The organism is Paenibacillus sp. sgz302164, from assembly GCF_056120505.1.
Genome location: NZ_JBVYOL010000016.1, coordinates 146,528 through 165,240 on the forward strand (window position 1 = coordinate 146,528; position 18,713 = coordinate 165,240).

An 18,713-nucleotide genomic window follows, 5' to 3' on the forward strand; every position below is an offset into this window, starting at 1 on the left:
GAGGCTGATCCCGGCGCGAATCGGGGTCAGCCTTTTTGCCGTCAGCCAACGGATCAGATGAAGGGAATTTTTTCGTAGGATTTGAAAAGAACGCCCTGTGCATCCCCCTTGAGCCAGGAATCGATCAGCGTGTAGTAGATGGACCGGAAATCCACGGAGTATATAAGGTCCCCGTTGTCAAGCTTGCTGAGGCTCGGATAGGAGCCGTACAAGCCGCCTTTGACGCTGCCTCCAAGCACGAATACGGGAGCCGCCGTGCCGTGATCCGTCCCGCCGCTGCTGTTTTCCTTGAGGCGCCGTCCGAATTCGGAAAAAACCATAACGACGACATCGTTTTGCAGCTGATGCAGCTGCAGATCTTTGTAAAAAGCGCTCAAGGTGCCGTCTAGATCGTTCAAAGTCCGGTTATGCTGCTGCGCCTCATTCGCATGATCGTCAAACCCGCCCAGCTCGGCATAGTAAACGCGAGTGCCGGATTTGCCGGAAATCAGCTTGGCGATCAACTGCATGCGCTGGGCGAATTTGGAGTCCGGATAGGCCGTCAGCGGCTGATACTTGCTGGTCATGGCCTCGATCGCCTCGGCGTATTCAAAGGCGCTCCTGCCTCTTTGGGCGGAGACGCGGAGATATTCCGGCTTGCCGGGAGCATTGTAAATGTCCTTCAAAATTTGCTCGAGCTTGCCGTTCTCCGCGGCACTCTGCTTCGGATTGAAGGCACGGAACTGCCCTAGCGATTGGACGACCGGCACATCGTAGTTTTGGGTGTACAGCGCTTTGTTCGCCCTATCCCCGATCTGAATCGCCGGAAGGGGAGCGGACGGCTTGGACAAATCCACATAGCGGCCCAGCCACCCGCTAATGTACTGTTTCGCGGGCTCGGCGGTCTGCCAGATGTCCATGGAGCGAAAATGCGAGCGGTTCGGGTTCGGATAGCCTACGCCCTGAATGATTGCCAGCTTGCCTTCCTGATACATTCGATGCATCTCCTCCAGCTTCGGATGGAAGCCTAGCTGGTTGTCGATGGCGAGCACCTGGCTTTGCTTGAAGCTTAACTTAGGCCGGGTATCGTAATATTCGCCCGCCCCGTAGGGAATCAGCGTATTCAGGCCGTCGTTACCCCCCGAGAGCTGGACCACGACCAGTACGGGATTTTTGACTTCAGGCTTGGAGGCCGCCGAGTTCGCATAAAGGATGGAATCGGCATCCGCGCTCAGAAAGGCGCCGCCGAAGCTGAGGGTGGCCAGCAGCCCGGTCCCTTTTTTCAAAAATTGTCTTCTCGTCAGTTTCATTTTTTAAGCTACCTCCCTTCCTATTTGAGCTGGGCTTCGGGACACATGAGCAGCAGCTGCAGCAGCTTTCGTTTGGCATGTTCCTTCAAATCGCCGGGATCCGGAGCCTCGCCCGCATAACGAAGCAGCCCTTTCAAGGAGACGTCGCTCAATTTGCCGATTCCCAAAAGGCGGCACCACGCTTTGATCATCGTTTCGGCCTGAACCGGCTCTTCCCACTGGGCGAAAAATTTCGCCGAAGCGCGCGCCGCGGCATACTCGGCAAACTGGAAGCGGGCCAAATAATAGTTGGTCGTCAGCCATTCGGCATGCCCGGGCCATCCGGCTACATTCGGCGGAGCGTACAATTCCTGCCCCATTTCCTTGATCGCATATGCAAAATGAATATCCGTAGAAAGCGAGAGGGTTTTGATAATAGAGGTCATGTATTCGGGAGGGGATTTGACCAGAGACATCATTGTGGAATCATGGTAAAACTCATCGGACGTCAGCAGAAATTTCATCGTTTCTCCGATATTTTTCGCTTTGGTCAGGTGGGAAGCAAGCTTATGGACCCACGCATCCGAAGGATTTTCCACGGCGAACGCCTGCAGCAGCTTGCGGGCCAGAAAAGCGTACAACGCTTTTTGTTTCAGCAGAACGTCGATCACCTCGACAAGGCCCAGGTTGCCGGTTTCGCCGAGATACGTTTTCGTGCCGCTGTCGAAATGTTTGGCGTCAAAGACAACTTTGAAAGTTTCGGCATTGTAGCTCCAGCCGGTAAGAGCGCGGGCTCCTTCGCGAACGTCCTGTTCGGTATAATTACCGATTCCCAGTGTGAACAATTCCATAAGCTCGCGCGAATAGTTTTCGTTGGGGTTTCCTTTTTTGTTATAGCCCGCATCGAGCCAAAGCATCATGGCCGGATCTTTGCTGACGGCAATAAGCAGGTCGCGGATGGGGCCGAGGGCGTGGGTGCGGAGTGTCTCGATTTGCTGCAGCATAAGCGGCATGCTTTGGACTTTGTAAAACGATGTGGCAAAATGCCCATGCCAAAACAACGTCATTTTTTCGATCAGGGGAGCTGTGGAATTCATCATCCGGTACAGCCAGTACACAATCTGGTCGTCCAGCAGCTTTGCTTGCAGCGTTCCGTCGCCCGATTTCAACTCATTGATGGCGGACAGAGGGGCTGCCGCGGAGACCAGCGGTTTGCCGGCGATAAGCCGCTTTACGGTTTCCTCCTTGCCGAAGGACAAGCAGGCTTCGATGGCTGCCGGGTTAACGCTAAATGCGGTGCGGTTTAACAAATGAATCACTTCACGTTCCGTCCAGGCGGTCGGCACGATGGGCACCTCCTAAGGCACATTTAGGGTATCTATAGTAATTAGACGCGTGGGCGATACGTTTTGTTTCGAAAATTAACGAAAAATTTGGCTCTTTTTTCCGAAAATGAAGTTCTATCTTCATTGAGGGGCTATGCCATTACGGGTGCCAATCCCGCCGCCACAATCACCAACACGTCTCGCACCATCTCTTCAGCCAAGCGATTTTGAGGACTTCGACTCCACTGTACGGCTGTCCCCAATATGCCCCAACTTATGACGAGGGCTGTGGATTCAACCATCTCTTGTGAGACGGAATCATTCGACTCTTCACTCAACCATTTGAACAGAAGCTGATAAAGTTCTTTTTGCATCGCGATTTCAAACAGCGGTTCATACTGACTGTTCTCCGGAGTCCGAGTCATGTACTGCCTGGTAAGGGCAAGAAACTCGAAAACGGTTAAAATGAGGGTTCGCAAGCTACCCATATTTGATATTGAAGAATTAGGCAATGTTTCCGCCAATTTTCTTTGGAATTTTTCCCTCATCCAACACTCAAGGAAAGCATATTTATCTTCGAAGTGTGCATAAAACGTGGCGCGATTCACTGTCGCTCGATCAGTAATGTCTTGCACTGAAATGGAGTAGATATTCTTCTTTTGTTCAAGCAGTTCCATAAAGGATCGTATTAACAACTGACGCGTGCGTTTCACGCGGGGATCGTTTTGGTTTACCGGCATGTTCAACCTCGCTCCTCAAATTAGGAATACTCAGGACTCCCCTTCGGACATGAAATCAAGATATATTTGTTACTCAAAGTCAACAAAAAGGCAAAGATGTTGTCTATACAACGATAACGGCCGTTTGCTGATTGCTCGGATCGCTCGAACTGTTTATCATTCATTATACAGTATAGTTTACACGAAATTGTTGTTTAAACAACACTGTATTGTTTCTAAATTGGCCGTTCGAACGAGTTCATTTAATTCCAGCAAAACACAAGAAAGGATGATTGGTTTTCATGATGGTCATAACCACTCCCACCGGCCAGATCGGCCGCCAGGTCCTTGACATTGTCCTTGATAGCGCAGAGGCAATTCGCTTGATCGCGCGCGATCCCTCCCGTCTTTGCCCGCACGTGCGCGAGCGCGTCGAGGTCGTGCAGGGGTCGCATGACGACATCGATGTCGTCACCAAGGCGTTTGCAGGCGCTGACTCCGTATTTTGGGTGGTGCCCCCGAACCCACGCGCCAAGAGCGTCCAGGACCATGTTCTGAACTTCATCCGGCCGGTGTGCGAAGCGATCAACAGCCAGGGCGTCAAGCGCGTCATCGGTGTCTCGAGCCTGGGCCGCGGGATATCCAAGAACGCCGGACAGATCTCAGCGATATTCGCCATGGACGATCTGATCGAGAGCACGGGCGTGAGCTACCGCTCGCTGTGCATGCCGGGATTTATGGAGAATATGCTCTGGCAGGTCGAGCCGATCAAACGCCAGGGGATGTTCTTCTATCCGATGTCCGGGGATCGCAAGGTCCCGCACTGCGCTACCCGCGACATCGCCGCCGTCGCCGCCAAGCTGCTGCTCGATCACTCCTGGAGCGGGCAAGATAGCGTCCCGGTATGCGGTCCCGAGAACCTGTCCTTCAACGACATGGCACAGATCATGTCCGAGGTGCTGGAGAGGCCGATTCGCTTTCAGCAGGTCCCCGGCGAGGCCTACAAGGCCACGATGGTGCAGCATGGGATGACCGAGTCGTGGGCGCAGGGGCTGATCGATATGGCGGCCGCGGTCGACCGGGGCATATACGACGCCGAGATTCGCACCCCGCAGTCCGTTACCCCTACCAGCTTTCGCCAATGGTGCGAAGAAGTGCTCAAACCAGTCGTTCTGGCTTGAGCGCTGTCTCGGCGGAGCATGCATTCATTCGCAATGGGGGCGGAACGATCCGATGGGAACCTCTCGCATCCTTCGTTGCAATGCTGCGAAATATATGGCGTCTATAGCGTGAAATAAAAAATAAATGAGCGGATCCCAAAATATCTAGGGGGTCCGCTTTATATTTTCTTGGAACAAATCTGCCCGTAAGCTTAACTCCGCTGCCAGTCTGCAATATTATTTTCATCTGACGCCAGAAGATTTTAACGGTTTATTGTGGCAATGCCTCAAAGCAAATGGTACAATAATTCAAGTGAGAAGACTGACTTGTATGTACAAGTAGGGGAAACAAGCAGAAAGAACCACATATAGGAGGGAAACTTTGATGACAGTTACGAACCAAAACATCGACCAGCTTGCTGTAAACACGATCCGCACACTCGGTATCGATGCGATTGAAAAGTCGAAATCCGGACATCCCGGCATGGTGATGGGCGCCGCACCGATGGCCTACGTGCTGTGGACCCAGCATATGAAGCACAATCCGGCGAATCCGAAATGGGTCAACCGCGACCGCTTCGTTTTGTCCGCGGGACACGGCTCCATGCTGCTCTACAGCCTGCTTCACCTGTGCGGGTATGACCTGTCGATCGACGATATTAAAAATTTCCGCCAATGGGGAAGCAAAACTCCAGGGCATCCCGAGTACGGCCATACGGCCGGCGTAGACGCTACGACGGGTCCTCTCGGACAAGGCATCGGCATGGCTGTCGGTATGGCTATGGCTGAAGCTCACCTGAGAGAAACTTACAATAAAGATAATTTCCCTGTCATCGATCACTATACATATGCGATTTGCGGCGACGGGGACATGATGGAAGGCGTATCTTCCGAAGCGGTATCCCTGGCCGGGCACCTGAAGCTCGGCAAGCTGATCATGCTCTACGATTCCAACGACATTTCGCTGGACGGCGAGCTGAACATGGCTTTCTCCGAAAACGTGCAAAAGCGCTTTGAAGCTTACGGCTGGCAAGTGCTGCGCGTCGAAGAGGAAAACAATTTGGCCGCGATTTCCAAAGCGCTGGAAGAAGCGAAAGCGGACACGACCCGTCCGACATTGATCGAAGTGAAGACGACAATCGGCTTCGGCAGCCCGAACAAAGGCGGCAAAGGCGGACATGCGGGCCCTCACGGTTCCCCGCTCGGAACGGAAGAAGCCAAGCTGACCAAGCAAGCGTACGGCTGGCCTGAAGAGCCGGACTTCCTCGTGCCGGACGAAGTCAGAGCGCACTACGCGAAAGTTAAAGAAAACGGAAGCAAAGCCGAACAAGCTTGGAGCGCGCTGCTTGCTGATTACGTCAAAGCTTATCCTGAGCTTGGCGCTCAGTTCAATATGGCTGTCGGCGGCGAGCTGCCTGCAGGCTGGGATGCGGAGCTTCCCGTATATACGACGGAAGACAAGCCTCTGGCGACCCGCGCGGCTTCCGGCAACGCGATCAATGCGATTGCAGGCAAGCTGCCGCAATTGATCGGCGGTTCGGCCGACCTCGCCAGCTCGAACAACACGATGATCAAAGGCGAAGCCAACTACAGCGCCAGCAGCTATGCGGGCCGCAACCTGTGGTTCGGCGTGCGCGAATTCGGCATGGGCACGGCGATGAACGGCATGGCGCTGCACGGCGGTCTGAAAGTGTACGGAGCGACTTTCTTCGTATTCTCCGACTACCTGCGCGCATCGATCCGCCTCGCTGCCCTGATGAAGCTGCCTGTCGTCTACGTCCTGACGCACGACAGCATCGCCGTCGGCGAAGACGGACCGACGCACGAACCGATCGAGCAGCTTCCTGCGCTGCGCATTATCCCTGGCATCACCGTTCTGCGTCCGGCGGATGCGAACGAAACTTCCCAAGCGTGGCGCTATGCGCTGGCCCAGCAGGAAGGTCCGGTCGCGCTGGTACTGACTCGTCAGAACCTGCCGATTCTGGAAGGCTCCGCAGAACTGGCGAAAGCGAACATCGACAAAGGCGCTTACGTCATCGCCGATGCGGCTAACGGCAAGCCTGACGCGCAAATTTTGGCGACCGGCTCCGAAGTTCAGCTGGCTGTGGCCGCTCAGAAGCAGCTGCAGGCGGAAGGCATCCACGTCCGCGTCGTCAGCATGCCGAGCCTGGAGCTGTTCGACAAACAGCCGCAAGCTTACAAAGATTCCGTCATCCTGCCTGACGTGAAAAAACGTCTCGCCGTCGAGATGGCTTACCCGCTCGGCTGGGAAAAATACGTAGGCGACCAAGGCTCGATCCTCGGCATCAGCACGTTCGGCGCTTCTGCGCCTGGAGATAAAGTTCTGAAAGAATACGGCTTCTCCGTCGAGAATGTCGTAGCCAGAGTCAAAGCGCTGTTGGCTTAAGCAAAGCTGCAGCAGCCGACCGCTCATGGGATTATTTACACGTATCGTATAGGGGGAACCGCTACCGATGTCCAGCTTTGAAAATGTAACTGTACTTACGAAAGCCAACGTTTATTTCGACGGCAAAGTAACAAGCCGCACCGTCGTATTTGCCGACGGAACGAAAAAAACGCTCGGCATTTTGCTCCCGGGGGAGTATGAGTTCGGCACCGACACGAAAGAAATTATGGAAATTCAAGCCGGCGAGCTGAACGTTCTGCTTCCGGGCAGCAGCGAATGGATTTCCATCAGCGGACAAGGCGAGTTCACCGTTCCGGCGAATGCCAAATTCAAGCTCGACGTGAAAACCGTCAGCGACTATATTTGCTCTTACATTAGCGAGTAAGCTGAAAGGGCAAGCAGCAAAAGACCTTCCGGTCTCCGAAGTGGATTGTTCCACGGACGAGACCGGGAGGTCTTTTTTTTAATTGCCCCCGCCGGGGGCGGATAGTGGCTTTGCTGCAATAAAGTGCAAAGCCGGTCAAAGCGCGCGGCAAGATTTTTTTAATGCATTCAAGCGGCGCTTCCCCTATAGTCAAGTTGAATTTTCCCCAGCGAACAGATGCAGTTGTAGAAGAAAGGAGTGTGGGGATGTGAAGGCCGCGATAAAGCAGGATATGTTTTTATACTTATTGGTTGCGCCAGGGCTTCTGTATTTTCTCGTATTTAAATATGTGCCGATGTGGGGGGTACTGATCTCGTTTCAAAATTATTCGCCATACACGGGCTTCTGGCATAGCGAATGGGTCGGTTTCGAACATTTCGCGAGGCTGTTTGCCAGCCCGGATTTTTACAAAATGCTGCGGAATACGATGGCGATCAATGCGCTGAGCCTGCTGTTCTTTTTTCCGATTCCGATCATCCTGTCGCTAATGCTCAATGAGGCCCAAAAGGAATGGTACAAGAAAACGATTCAATCGATCGTCTATTTGCCCCATTTCCTGTCGTGGGTCATTATCGCCGGGATGAGCTTTCTGCTGCTTTCCCAGTCGGAAGGGGTCGTCAATCAACTGCTTGAATTCCTTGGCTTTGCGCGGGTGGACTTTTTGACCGAGCCCCGGTATTTCTGGGCGCTGCTTACGCTGCAGTCCATCTGGAAGGAAGTCGGCTGGGGGACGGTCATCTTCCTGGCGGCCATGGCCGGAGTAGACACCCAGTTGTACGAGGCAGCCAAGCTGGACGGAGCGGGACGCCTCAGGCAGATGTGGCACATCACGCTTCCGGCAATCAGGAACGTCATCGTCATCCTGCTGATCCTGCGGATCGGCCATATTATGGACGTCGGCTTCGAGCAGGTTTACCTCATGATGAACGGCGCCGTCTCCGAGGTCGCAGAAGTATTTGACACTTACGTGTACCGGGTGGGCATCTTGCAGGGGCAGTTCAGCTACAGCACTGCGGTCGGTTTGTTCAAATCAATCGTCGGCCTCGTGCTGGTCATTATCGCGAACAAGCTTTCGAAAAAATTCGGCGAGGAGGGCGTGTACTGATGAAAATAACCGCTGCGAAAAGTCTCTTCGACCGCGTGTTCGATACGGTGAACACCGTTATGCTGCTGCTGATCGGCATCGCCTGCTTGTTCCCCTTTTACTATGTGCTTGTCATCTCGTTTGCTACGCCGGAGGAATACCGGCAGGGAGGACTGCTGCTGTTTCCCAAAACGTGGACGCTCGCTTCCTACGAATACCTGCTCTCTACCAATACGTTCCTCCGGGCGACGGGAGTCAGCGCGTTCCTGGCGGTCGTCGGCACGGCCTGCAGCCTTGTCGTTACTTCCTCGCTCTCTTACGGTCTGTCGAGAAAAAGGTTGAAAGGCAGAAAAATACTCATGCTGCTCATTTTGCTGACGACACTGTTCAATCCGGGGATTATTCCGGGATATTTGGTGGTCAAGGATTTGGGGCTGATCAACAGCATCTGGTCGTTAATTATACCGGTGCTGACAAGCGGCTGGTATGTACTGCTGATGAAAGGATTTTTCGATTCCATCCCGGCCAGCCTGGAGGAAGCGGCGCGGATCGACGGCTGCAACGACCTGACGGTGTGGATCAAAGTGATTTTGCCGCTGTCGCTGCCGTCGCTGGCCGCCTTCGGCTTGTTCTATGCGGTAGCTTACTGGAACACATTTTTCACAGCTGTGCTTTACATCAACAAGCCCGAGCAGTGGCCGCTGCAAATTTTGCTGCAAAATATGCTGATCGATTCATCCACATCGATGGGCGCGGGGGCCGTCGCCGACTCGGCGGTGCAATCGATCCCCTCGCAGACGAAAAAGATGGCGGCTGTCATCATTTCGACACTGCCGATATTGCTGGTATATCCATTCCTGCAAAAGCATTTTGCCAAAGGAGCCATGGTTGGCTCGGTCAAGGAATGAGACATATAATGAACAATAGGGAGGCCGAACGTATGAAAAAGAAAAAGAGAACAGGGGCGCGCTTGACGTTCCCGCTCGCCGCGCTGCTTGGCGTGACGCTTGTGACTGCCGGCTGCGGCAGCGGGGCAGGAGGAACTGCGGATACGAACAAAGACGCGGAGCAGAACAAGCCGACGGAAATCAGCATCATGTCCATTTTTTACCAAAAGGAACCGCCCGCACCCGACAATGCGATCCTCAAAGAAGTGGAAAAGCGTACGAATACGAAGCTGAACATTACGTGGATCACACCGAACAATTTCAACGAAAAAGTGAACGTGACTCTCGCTTCCGGCGATTTGCCCGATTTGATGCTCGTCACGGATACTGGCAATGCGGCGTTCCGCAATATGGCCAAGCAGGGGGCGTTCTGGGATTTGACCGACTTGATCAAGGAGTATCCGAATTTTAAAAAATTTCCGGATATTACGTTCCGGAACAACCTGATCGACGGCAAGCTGTACGGTGTGCCGCGGGTCCGGCCGACGGAAGGCAACGCCCAGCCGCTCATTCGCACGGATTGGCTGAAGCAGCTCAATCTGAAGGCGCCGGAAACGATGGACGAGCTCTACAGCGTGATGAAAGCGTTTAAGGAAAAAGCTCCCGACGGCCAGGCCGGCACCGTCGGCTTGAGCGGGTTTGTCAACCAGGCCGATATGGGCCAGTTGAGCTTCGTTCAGGACGTATTTACCGGCAGCAGCGGTAAGTATAAGGCCGTTAACGGCAAGCTGGTCGACGTCACGTTCGATCCCGGCATGCGCAAGTCGCTGGAATGGCTGAAGAAAGCTTACGACGAAAAGCTGATTCCACAGGATTTCGGTTTGCTCAAACTCGATCAGGCGAAGGATTTGATGTTCGCGGGCAAGGCCGGCATCTTCGCCGATAAACCGAACCAGATTCCGGGCATGCTGCGGGAAATTAAAAAATCCGGGAAAACCGATGCGGATTTGGAGTGGATTCCCGTTTTGAGCGGGCCGAACGGCAAGTATGCGAGCAAAGGTAACGGGCATTTCGGGATGTTCGTCATTAGCAAAAAAGTACCGCAGGACAAGGTGAAAAAACTGCTGGCGTTCCTTGACTACGGCGCTTCGGATGAAGGGCACGAATTGGCCAACTACGGTATCGAGGGCGTTGATTTTACGAAAAAAGACGGCGCCTATGTCCTGACGGAAAAAGCGGGCAAAGATCCGAGCTTTCAGTTCATGCAAAACATTTTCATGAAATTCGATAAATATGCGAACCTCGGGACGGGCCTTTCGGCTGATAAACTGCAGGCGGAGAAAAAGCTGATCGATCAAGCCGCCGATGTGAGCATCGCCAGCCCAATCTCCGGGCTTTCGTCCGAGACGGCTTCCAAACTGGGCAGCGATTACGACAAGAAAATTCAGGATTTGAAAACCAAAGTGATTATGGGCAAAACGTCCCTTGAAGAGTGGGATACATTCGTAGAAGGATTGAAAACGGACAGCAATTATATGAAAATATTAGATGAGTACAACCAAGCTTATCAGGAGCGCACCAAAGCCAAATAATGGGGGGAACTGCCCTTACAGCTCTGCATAGAGGCTGTGGGGGCATCTGCATACTTGCGGTTGGGTGCCGGAGGTGGATTCATGAGACAGAGACTGCGGGAACGGCTTAAGCAGCCGGATTCGGCCGAAAAAGGCCAATATTTTCGAAGGAGTCTGGTTCTTGTCCTGCTGATCACAAGCATTCCTTCGCTTTTTATCGCTGCTAGCAACTATGCAATCGGGATTAATCAAGTGGAGAAGGAAGTGTTTAAATCCCATCAATACAAAATCGAGCAATACTCGGAGATTATGAACAAGCAGTTCGATCAAATTTCGATGGTGATGAGCCGATGGTCGAACAACCCGCTTTTTGGCGATTATTTGGACCAGTACGAGTTTATCGAGCATATCGATGACATGCAGAAGCTGATGCAATCGATGCTCGTGGTAGGCGGCTCCAACGTTCTGGTCGATGAAGCCGACCTGTTCCTGAACCGGCAGCAGGCATTGGTTACGGCAGCAGGGATCGATTATTTGAGCGGCGACGGATTGAAGCGGTATCAAACTTTGCTGCAAAAAAAGGAAGGCTTGTTTCTGACTTACGGGCTTCCGTCGGGCAACGGGCGGCGAACGTTCCCCGTATCGATCATTTTCAAGCTGCCGTGGCATTCGGAGCAGCCCTTCGGCGCTTTTGTATTGAATTTGAACCGGGACGAGCTTGAGCGGACCATCGGCTACATGCAGTCCAGCAGCGATAAAGGGACGACATTCCTGATGCAGCAATCGGGCGACTGGGTGCTGGAGCCCAAAGAGACAGTGCTGGATTTCTCGTTAGCCTTGAAGCAGCAGGTGCTGGACAAAGGGCACGACGTCAAGTCGTTTCCTTTCAAATGGAACGGCGAGACGTACATCGTATCGTTCGGAGATGTAACCCGGGCAGGCTGGATCTATGTGACCGCCAGCCCGTTATCCGAGCTGACGAAGCCCGTTCTGCTCACCTCCAGATGGATCCTCGCCTGCAGCTTGGCGGGCCTGACGGCGGCGCTGCTGCTCGCCTGGCTCGCTTCGCGCCGGCTGTATCGGCCGATCGGACGGCTCGTTGCGCTTTTTGGCGCAGGCAAGGAAGGGGCGAAGGGCGAAGCCAAGCACGAGATTGAGTTTATCGAGCAGCAGTGGGCTTCGCTTACCCGCGAAAGAAGCACGCTGCAGGAACGCTTGCAGCAAGCGGTACCTTCGCTTCGGGAAGGCTTTTTGCTGCAGCTCGCGCAAGGGCATTTGTACGCGACGAACGAGGCCGGCCTGCGTCAGCGGATGGAGCACTTGGGCTGGGAAACGGAAGGACGCCGATTTACCGTGCTGCTGATTCAGCTTTCGGGATTTCACGAAGGGCCGGGCAAATTCATGGAACAGGACAGGCAGCTCGTCTCATTTGCCGCAGCCAATATTGCCCAGGAGCTGTCGGCGGGAAGGCTGATGCAGGCGCATGCGATTAATTTTCAGGATTTATCCGTCGGGTTGTTGTGCATTGCGGACCCGGGGACGGATACCGGAGCATCCCGAAAAATGCTGCACGAGTTGTCGCAGGAATTCATTGCCGTTCTGAGCAAAATATTGCGCATGCATGTAACAGTGATCGTCTGCCCATGGATCGGGCAGGTGAGCCGGGTTCCGCTGCTGCTGGAAGAGGCTCGGCAGGCGTCGCGTTTTCGCGGGCTGCAGGAAGTTCATCAAGTCATTGACCTGGAGGCGTACGAACCTCCTTATCCGTCCAGCGTGCAGTATCCTTTTGCCCAGGAAAAGCAGTTTTTGCATGTGATGCGGCTTGGACTGGAGGAGGAAGCGTATGCTTCCTTCTCGGCCTTTATGGACGAAGCGGAACGGCTCAGCGACAGCGAAGTGCTCGTTCAGCAGGCGATTTTGCAACTGCTTGGGAGTACGAGACATATGCTCATCGAGCTTGGCTTTACCCGGCTTCCGCTGTTTAACGAAGTTCAGCTGTATGAGGAAATGTTTGGGCTTCGCGATCCGGCCGCGCTCAAAAAGTGGTTCCGCCAAAAAGTGATCGCCCCCTATCTGGAGGAATTCGGCAAGGTCCAAAACATCAGCTCCAGAAGGTTGGTCGAGCAGGCCGCCGAGATGTTGGGCACTCGCTATATGCACGATATTTCTCTGGAAGAATGCGCCGAGCAGTTTCATACGAGTCCGTACACGCTCAGCCGTTCCTTCAAGCAGGTTCTCGGGATCAATTATGTCGATTACATCATGAAGCTGCGGATGGACAAAGCGAAAGAACTGCTGACGACGACGCAAATGCAGATCAATGAAATTGCCGAGCGGGTTGGTTATCAGCATTCGTATTTCAATAAAATTTTTAAAGGGGAGACACAACTGACCCCGACGCAGTACCGCAACCAGTTTCGAGAAAAATAAGCAGTTTGCAGGAGGAGGCCGCCTATCATGATTCGTTTGTTTCAAACACATAAGGTTCGCCGCATCGCGGAGTTGGACGGGACGTGGGATTTTACGCCGGTTGAAGGGGATTTTACCGATACCGCTTCCCTGTCATATGGTTATCAATTGATCGTCCCCGGTTGTTGGGAGACGCATCCCCATTTTGCAACGTACCGGGGAGTCGGGGCTTACCGGAAAAAAGTGACGCTTGACCGCAGCGCCAACCTGCGGTTCGAGTTCAAAGGGGTCAGCCATACGGCCCGGATTTATTGGGACGGCGTGCAAATTGCCGAGCATTATAATGCGTATACCGCTTTCGAAGCTTTCGTACGCGGTGTGGAAGCCGGCGAACACGAACTGGTCGTGGTTGCCGACAATTCGTTCGGCGAAGCGTCCTCTCTGCATGTGCCGAACGACTATTATACATACGGAGGCCTCATCCGTCCCGCCATTATGGAAGAGGTTCCCGATGTCCGGATCGGGCGAATCGCTTTTACGCCGAGCCGGGATGCCGGCGACAGCGAGAGTGGCGGCGGCTGGAAGGCGGACATCCGCGTTGCGCTATGCAACACGGGGACCGAGGCGGCCGAAGTGATGCTGCGCGGCACGCTGGCCGGGCAGGAATTCGACCTCGGGTCGGCCGTGATGGAAGCGGGAGCTGCAGTTGTGTGGGGCGGCGAGTATGCGTGCCCCCGGGCGGAGGCTTGGTCTCCTGGCGCGCCACGCCTTTATGAGCTGGACGTGAAGCTGTATGCTCAAGGTCATGCCGAGCCTTTGGACGATCTGATCGAACGGGTCGGATTCCGCACGGTTACGGTGGAACAGGGAAGCATACGGATTAACGGGGAAGCCGTCGTGTTCAAAGGGTTTAACCGGCACGAGGATCATCCGCTGGTCGGAGCGGCATTTCCGGTTGCCCTTATGGCCCAGGATCTCGATCTGATGGCCGACATGGGAGCGAACGCCGTGCGTACCAGTCATTATCCGAACGATGAGCGGTTTCTCGATCTGTGCGACGAAAGAGGCTTTCTCGTATGGGAGGAAAATCATGCGCGGGGATTCAACCTGGAGCAAATGCGCAACCCGAATTTCGTCCGGCAGTGCGGGCAGGTTAACCGGGAAATGGTGGAGCAGCACCGCAATCATCCGTCGATTGCGATCTGGGCGATTTTGAATGAGTGCGCGAGCGATACGGAGGAAGGCAGGGAACACTACAAAAGGCAGTTCGCACAAATCCGTGCTCTTGACGCCAGCCGTCCCCTGACATTCGCTTCGCATCACCGGGACAAGGAGCTGTGCTTCGATCTGGCGGATATCGTCTCGTTTAACTTGTACCCGGGCTGGTACGGAGATGAAGACCCCGGCGAGCTATGCGACCAGGCTAGAGGCTGGGCCAATGCGGCCGGCGGCTCAGGCAAGCCGATGATCATGAGCGAATTCGGCGGAGACGGGCATTACGGCCACCGCAATCCGACGCGGGTGCGCGGCACGGAAGAGCGGCAGGCCGATATTATCGCAGCGAATCTGGCGGCGTATACATCCCGGCCTTATCTTTCCGGGATGTTCATTTGGCAGTTCTGCGACTGCCGGGTGACCGAAGGCACCGGCTGGCTGCTGGCGCGGGCCGGCACGCAGAACAGCAAAGGAATCGTCGACCGCTACCGCCGGCCGAAGCTGGCCTACTCCGTCGTGCAGCAATACTTCAAGCCGTCGCGGCAATAAAATAAACAGCCAGCCTTCTATGCGAATAGATCGGCTGGCTGTTTGTTTTTACAAAGCTTTTTCGATGTTTCGCTCGATGTACTGCTCCAACTTGATGCGTACAAAAGGCGGCAGGCCGGACAGCATGCAGCCGTAGCTGAATTGGTCGCTGTCCGGTTTGGATTCGACGCGGATTACGCGCCCGGTAATCGGAGGCAGATCCGCTTCCCGCGGGAAGTGGATGACGATGAACATGTCCTGCGCGAGCGGGAAGCCGGACGCAATCTGCAGGCCGCTTTCCGACAGGTCGTACAGCGTTCCTTCGATGTTTTGTCCGGAGAAGGAGCCCTCCTGCTCCCACTGGTAGACGGACAGCATCAGCTTGATGTCCAGCTTCACGCGCGTGTTGCGCCGGCGTTCGTGTCCTGACAGCGGGGAAGCCGGCTTCGCTTCGGCTGCCGCGGTTTCTTCGTGCGGTCTTGCGACCTGCTGCCGGATCCAGTCCTCGTAGCATTGAACGACCGCACACAAATCGTCTTCGCCGAGCCCTTTGCTGAGCCCCATCTGGAATAGCGCGGTAGCCGAGTGCAGCATCGGCGAAGGCAGTTGGAACTTGCCGGTCAGGTCGGAGGCCAGCAGCAAGTCTTTGAGCATCAGTTTCAGCGAAAACTGATTGCTGAAATCGCGGTCGATGATTTTGTCGCCCTTGAGCTCGGCCTGTCTGCTGTTCGCCGCGCCGGCGCGTACGATTTCCAGGAACTGGGCAGGATTGACGCCTGCCTTGGTGGCGATGGCGAGGCCTTCCGCAAGGCCTGCCGCATTGATGCCCACCATCGTATTGTGGGCCAGCTTCGCATACGAGCCTGCGCCCGAAGGCCCCAGATGGAGGGCTTTGCTGCCGAGCGCCATGAACAGGTCGAAGTGCTCGTCGAACACTTCCCTGCTGCCGCCCACCATGAACGTCAGCGTGCCCGCCTCGGCGGCCGGCTTGCTGCCCGTAACCGGGGCGTCGAGGAAGTCGACGTAATGCGCGGCAAGCTCTTCGGCCAGCCGTTGGCTGGTCTGGGGAGCGACCGTGCTGGAATCGATAATCGTCAGCGCCGGATGAAGGCCGCTGAGCACGCCTTGCTCGCTGTAAAACGTCTCCAGAAGAGCCGCGTCGTTGCTGATCATGGTGAAAAGAACATCCGAATCTTTGGCTGCGTCCGCAGGTGTCCGGGCCAGATCTGCGCCGAGACTGACAAGCTCGTCCGTTTTTTCGGCAGTCCGATTATATACCGTTACGGTATAACCTTTTCTAATCAGGTTTGCGGCCATAGGTTTACCCATAGTCCCAAGTCCGATGAATCCAATACGCTTCATGACCATCACCTCAAGCTATATTTTATCAATCATTTTATCATGCGGAGCATGCCCTGTGAATGCCTGATCGACTTGCATTTGTACGAGCAAATAAGTATGCTAGGTAGAGGAAAAAAATAGAGTGGAGGAGAGAATAATGAGTACTAAACTTCATTTTGATTACAGCAAGGCGTTATCCTTTATTTCCCAGCATGAGGTCGACTATTTGGCCGCGCAGGTGAAAGTTGCCCACGAGCAGCTTCACAACGGGAGCGGAGCGGGTTCCGACTACCTGGGATGGGTGGATCTTCCGGAGAACTACGACCGCGAAGAGTTTGCCCGCATTGGAGCAGCCGCCAAACAAATCCAATCGGACTCGGATGCCCTCGTAGTAATCGGAATCGGAGGCTCCTACCTTGGCGCCCGCGCCGCGATCGAAATGCTGTCGCATTCTTTCTACAACATACTTCCAAAAGGCGCCCGCAAAACGCCTGAAATATATTTTGTCGGCAACAATATCAGCTCTACATACGTTACCCATCTGCTTCAGCTGCTGGAAGGCAAAGATTTCTCCGTCAACGTGATTTCCAAGTCCGGGACGACGACCGAGCCTGCCATTGCATTCCGCATTTTCCGTGAAGCGCTGGAGAAAAAATACGGCAAGGAAGCGGCCCGCAAACGCATCTACGCAACGACCGATAAAGCGCGCGGCGCGCTGAAGACGCTGGCGACGGCGGAAGGCTACGAATCGTTCGTCATTCCCGATGACGTAGGCGGACGCTACTCCGTTCTGACAGCGGTAGGTCTTCTGCCGATCGCGACTGCAGGCATCGACATCGAAGCGATGATGAAAGGCGCGGCGGACGCGCGCAAGGAGTTCGCGAACCCGAACCTGAGCGAGAACTTGAGCTATCAGTATGCAGCTGTGCGCAACGCGCTGTACCGCAAAGGCAAAACGATCGAGATTCTCGTCAACTATGAGCCTGCACTGCATTTCGTTTCGGAATGGTGGAAGCAGCTGTTCGGCGAAAGCGAAGGCAAAGATAACAAAGGGATTTACCCGGCTTCCGTTGATTTCTCCACGGACCTGCACTCCATGGGACAGTTCGTGCAGGAGGGCAACCGCATTTTGTTCGAAACGGTCATTCAGGTCGATCAGGTCGCTGAGCAAATTACGATCGGCACCGACAGTGAGGATTTGGACGGATTGAATTTCCTGAGCGGCAAAACGATGGATTTCGTCAACAAAAAAGCGTTCGAAGGCACCATGCTCGCCCATACGGACGGAGGCGTTCCGAATCTGATCGTGACGCTGCCGGACATTTCCCCGTATACATTCGGTTATATGGTTTACTTCTTTGAAAAAGCATGCGGTATCAGCGGCTACCTGCTTGGCGTCAATCCTTTTGACCAACCGGGCGTCGAAGCGTACAAAAAGAACATGTTCGCTTTGCTCGGCAAACCGGGCTATGAGCAGGAAAAAGCGGAGCTCGAAGCGCGCTTGCAAAAATAACGGACAAAAAACGATCAATCCTTAGGGATCGATCGTTTTTTTATAGGCGATTTACCAATATTTATGTAGTAAATTTTCTTTCCATATTGTAGAAGCAAACTGATGTGTGTAGAATGAAATGAAACAGATGTTTCCCTTCTACCAAGAAAGGTCGGCTATGTTAGCACATTTTAAAACTGTTGAGTCGTACGGATCGGCGGAAATTGTCATTAAAAAATCGCGTTTCATCGGACATGCCAAGCCGGTGGAATCGGAAGAAGAGGCCATCGAATTTATTGAAGCTGTCAAAAAGCAGCACGCCTCGGCCACGCACAACTGTTCGGCGTACATGATCGGAGAAAGGGATCAGATACAAAAGCAGTCTGATGACGGAGAACCGAGCGGCACGGCGGGCAAGCCGATTCTGGAAGTCATTAAGCATCAGGGGCTCAAAAATGTCGCGGTTGTCGTCACCCGTTATTTTGGCGGCATTATGCTCGGCGCGGGCGGACTTATCCGTGCGTATACGGATGGAGCCGTGGCGGGCATTGAAGCGGCGAAGCCGATCTACAAGGTCAACCACCGGAGGGTGCTGGTAGAGGTTGATTATACGTGGTACGGCAAGCTGGAGAACGAGCTGAGGAATCAGGGCATGCTGCTCGGGGAGATCGCTTTCACGGATAAAGTGTCTGTGACGTGCTTCCCGATCGCGGATCAGGCGGATTCTTTTATTGGTTGGCTCACGGATATAACGCAAGGTCAAGGTGTCATTCTTTCAGGAGAGAACGAGTACATTATACACAAGAGCCTGCCCTAAGGGGCGGGTTCTCGGATTCGGAGTACACACATAACCGCATACGGCTAAGGATTCGGAGGGATTGGA

14 protein-coding genes are annotated in these 18,713 nt (G+C 54.2%); 10 read left to right on the forward strand and 4 right to left on the reverse strand.

The window, feature by feature from the left end; all coding sequences use genetic code 11:
• Window positions 1-53: 53 nt before the first annotated feature.
• From AC0LWT_RS25280 to AC0LWT_RS25290, 3 genes are all read right to left on the reverse strand, one after another.
• Window positions 54-1,289 (reverse strand): DUF1501 domain-containing protein, encoded by a 1,236-nt coding sequence (locus AC0LWT_RS25280; protein WP_474684043.1) that lies wholly within the window; start codon window positions 1,287-1,289, stop codon window positions 54-56.
• Between the two features lie 20 nt (window positions 1,290-1,309).
• Window positions 1,310-2,614: a DUF1800 domain-containing protein gene (locus AC0LWT_RS25285; RefSeq protein WP_474684044.1), complete on the reverse strand. Its 1,305-nt coding sequence runs from the start codon at window positions 2,612-2,614 to the stop codon at window positions 1,310-1,312.
• Window positions 2,615-2,745: 131 nt separating this feature from the next.
• Complete coding sequence (locus tag AC0LWT_RS25290) at window positions 2,746-3,333, reverse strand: TetR family transcriptional regulator (RefSeq protein ID WP_474684045.1); 588 nt, start codon at window positions 3,331-3,333, stop codon at window positions 2,746-2,748.
• A gap of 281 nt (window positions 3,334-3,614) precedes the next feature.
• On the opposite strand from AC0LWT_RS25290, the gene AC0LWT_RS25295 reads away from it, so the two are divergent.
• The 8 genes from AC0LWT_RS25295 to AC0LWT_RS25330 all read left to right on the forward strand — a co-directional run bounded on the left by AC0LWT_RS25295 (window position 3,615) and on the right by AC0LWT_RS25330 (window position 15,018).
• Window positions 3,615-4,493 (forward strand): NmrA family NAD(P)-binding protein, encoded by an 879-nt coding sequence (locus AC0LWT_RS25295; protein ID WP_474684046.1) that lies wholly within the window; start codon window positions 3,615-3,617, stop codon window positions 4,491-4,493.
• Window positions 4,494-4,857: 364 nt separating this feature from the next.
• The gene (gene tkt / locus AC0LWT_RS25300) at window positions 4,858-6,879 is read left to right on the forward strand and encodes a transketolase (protein WP_474684047.1); all 2,022 of its coding nucleotides are present in this window, start codon (window positions 4,858-4,860) and stop codon (window positions 6,877-6,879) included.
• 67 nt (window positions 6,880-6,946) lie between these two features.
• A complete protein-coding gene (gene ppnP, locus AC0LWT_RS25305) occupies window positions 6,947-7,264 on the forward strand; it encodes a pyrimidine/purine nucleoside phosphorylase (RefSeq protein WP_474684048.1) in 318 nt (105 codons plus the stop codon).
• 271 nt (window positions 7,265-7,535) lie between these two features.
• On the forward strand, window positions 7,536-8,408 hold the full coding sequence (locus AC0LWT_RS25310; RefSeq protein WP_474684117.1) for an ABC transporter permease: 873 nt from the start codon (window positions 7,536-7,538) through the stop codon (window positions 8,406-8,408).
• Window positions 8,408-9,295: a carbohydrate ABC transporter permease gene (locus tag AC0LWT_RS25315; protein WP_474684049.1), complete on the forward strand. Its 888-nt coding sequence runs from the start codon at window positions 8,408-8,410 to the stop codon at window positions 9,293-9,295. Before AC0LWT_RS25310 ends, AC0LWT_RS25315 begins: the two co-directional genes overlap by 1 nt.
• Window positions 9,296-9,327: 32 nt before the next feature.
• The gene (locus AC0LWT_RS25320) at window positions 9,328-10,866 is read left to right on the forward strand and encodes an extracellular solute-binding protein (RefSeq protein ID WP_474684050.1); all 1,539 of its coding nucleotides are present in this window, start codon (window positions 9,328-9,330) and stop codon (window positions 10,864-10,866) included.
• Window positions 10,867-10,947: 81 nt separating this feature from the next.
• On the forward strand, window positions 10,948-13,275 hold the full coding sequence (locus tag AC0LWT_RS25325) for an AraC family transcriptional regulator (RefSeq protein WP_474684051.1): 2,328 nt from the start codon (window positions 10,948-10,950) through the stop codon (window positions 13,273-13,275).
• 27 nt (window positions 13,276-13,302) lie between these two features.
• Window positions 13,303-15,018, forward strand: coding sequence for a glycoside hydrolase family 2 protein (locus AC0LWT_RS25330; protein ID WP_474684052.1), 1,716 nt, complete (start codon window positions 13,303-13,305; stop codon window positions 15,016-15,018).
• Between the two features lie 48 nt (window positions 15,019-15,066).
• Here the strand turns inward: AC0LWT_RS25330 and AC0LWT_RS25335 are convergent, their stop codons facing one another.
• Window positions 15,067-16,359 (reverse strand): NAD(P)-binding domain-containing protein, encoded by a 1,293-nt coding sequence (locus tag AC0LWT_RS25335; protein ID WP_474684053.1) that lies wholly within the window; start codon window positions 16,357-16,359, stop codon window positions 15,067-15,069.
• Window positions 16,360-16,495: 136 nt separating this feature from the next.
• Here AC0LWT_RS25335 and AC0LWT_RS25340 point away from each other — a divergent pair, with 136 nt between their 5' ends.
• Together AC0LWT_RS25340 and AC0LWT_RS25345 are read left to right on the forward strand one after the other, a co-directional pair.
• Window positions 16,496-17,851: a glucose-6-phosphate isomerase gene (locus tag AC0LWT_RS25340; RefSeq protein WP_474684054.1), complete on the forward strand. Its 1,356-nt coding sequence runs from the start codon at window positions 16,496-16,498 to the stop codon at window positions 17,849-17,851.
• A gap of 157 nt (window positions 17,852-18,008) precedes the next feature.
• Window positions 18,009-18,647 (forward strand): YigZ family protein, encoded by a 639-nt coding sequence (locus tag AC0LWT_RS25345; protein WP_474684055.1) that lies wholly within the window; start codon window positions 18,009-18,011, stop codon window positions 18,645-18,647.
• Window positions 18,648-18,713: the final 66 nt, after the last annotated feature.

Excerpts from the sequence above, each read along its gene's own strand:
- AC0LWT_RS25280 (WP_474684043.1), bottom strand. The coding sequence starts at position 1,289 with ATGAAACTGACGAGAAGACAATTTTTGAAAAAAGGGACCGGGCTGCTG.
- AC0LWT_RS25290 (WP_474684045.1), bottom strand. The coding sequence starts at position 3,333 with ATGCCGGTAAACCAAAACGATCCCCGCGTGAAACGCACGCGTCAGTTG.
- AC0LWT_RS25295 (WP_474684046.1), top strand. The coding sequence starts at position 3,615 with ATGATGGTCATAACCACTCCCACCGGCCAGATCGGCCGCCAGGTCCTT.
- tkt (WP_474684047.1), top strand. The coding sequence starts at position 4,858 with ATGACAGTTACGAACCAAAACATCGACCAGCTTGCTGTAAACACGATC.
- ppnP (WP_474684048.1), top strand. The coding sequence starts at position 6,947 with ATGTCCAGCTTTGAAAATGTAACTGTACTTACGAAAGCCAACGTTTAT.
- AC0LWT_RS25310 (WP_474684117.1), top strand. The coding sequence starts at position 7,536 with ATGTTTTTATACTTATTGGTTGCGCCAGGGCTTCTGTATTTTCTCGTA.
- AC0LWT_RS25315 (WP_474684049.1), top strand. The coding sequence starts at position 8,408 with ATGAAAATAACCGCTGCGAAAAGTCTCTTCGACCGCGTGTTCGATACG.
- AC0LWT_RS25320 (WP_474684050.1), top strand. The coding sequence starts at position 9,328 with ATGAAAAAGAAAAAGAGAACAGGGGCGCGCTTGACGTTCCCGCTCGCC.
- AC0LWT_RS25325 (WP_474684051.1), top strand. The coding sequence starts at position 10,948 with ATGAGACAGAGACTGCGGGAACGGCTTAAGCAGCCGGATTCGGCCGAA.
- AC0LWT_RS25330 (WP_474684052.1), top strand. The coding sequence starts at position 13,303 with ATGATTCGTTTGTTTCAAACACATAAGGTTCGCCGCATCGCGGAGTTG.
- AC0LWT_RS25335 (WP_474684053.1), bottom strand. The coding sequence starts at position 16,359 with ATGAAGCGTATTGGATTCATCGGACTTGGGACTATGGGTAAACCTATG.
- AC0LWT_RS25340 (WP_474684054.1), top strand. The coding sequence starts at position 16,496 with ATGAGTACTAAACTTCATTTTGATTACAGCAAGGCGTTATCCTTTATT.
- AC0LWT_RS25345 (WP_474684055.1), top strand. The coding sequence starts at position 18,009 with ATGTTAGCACATTTTAAAACTGTTGAGTCGTACGGATCGGCGGAAATT.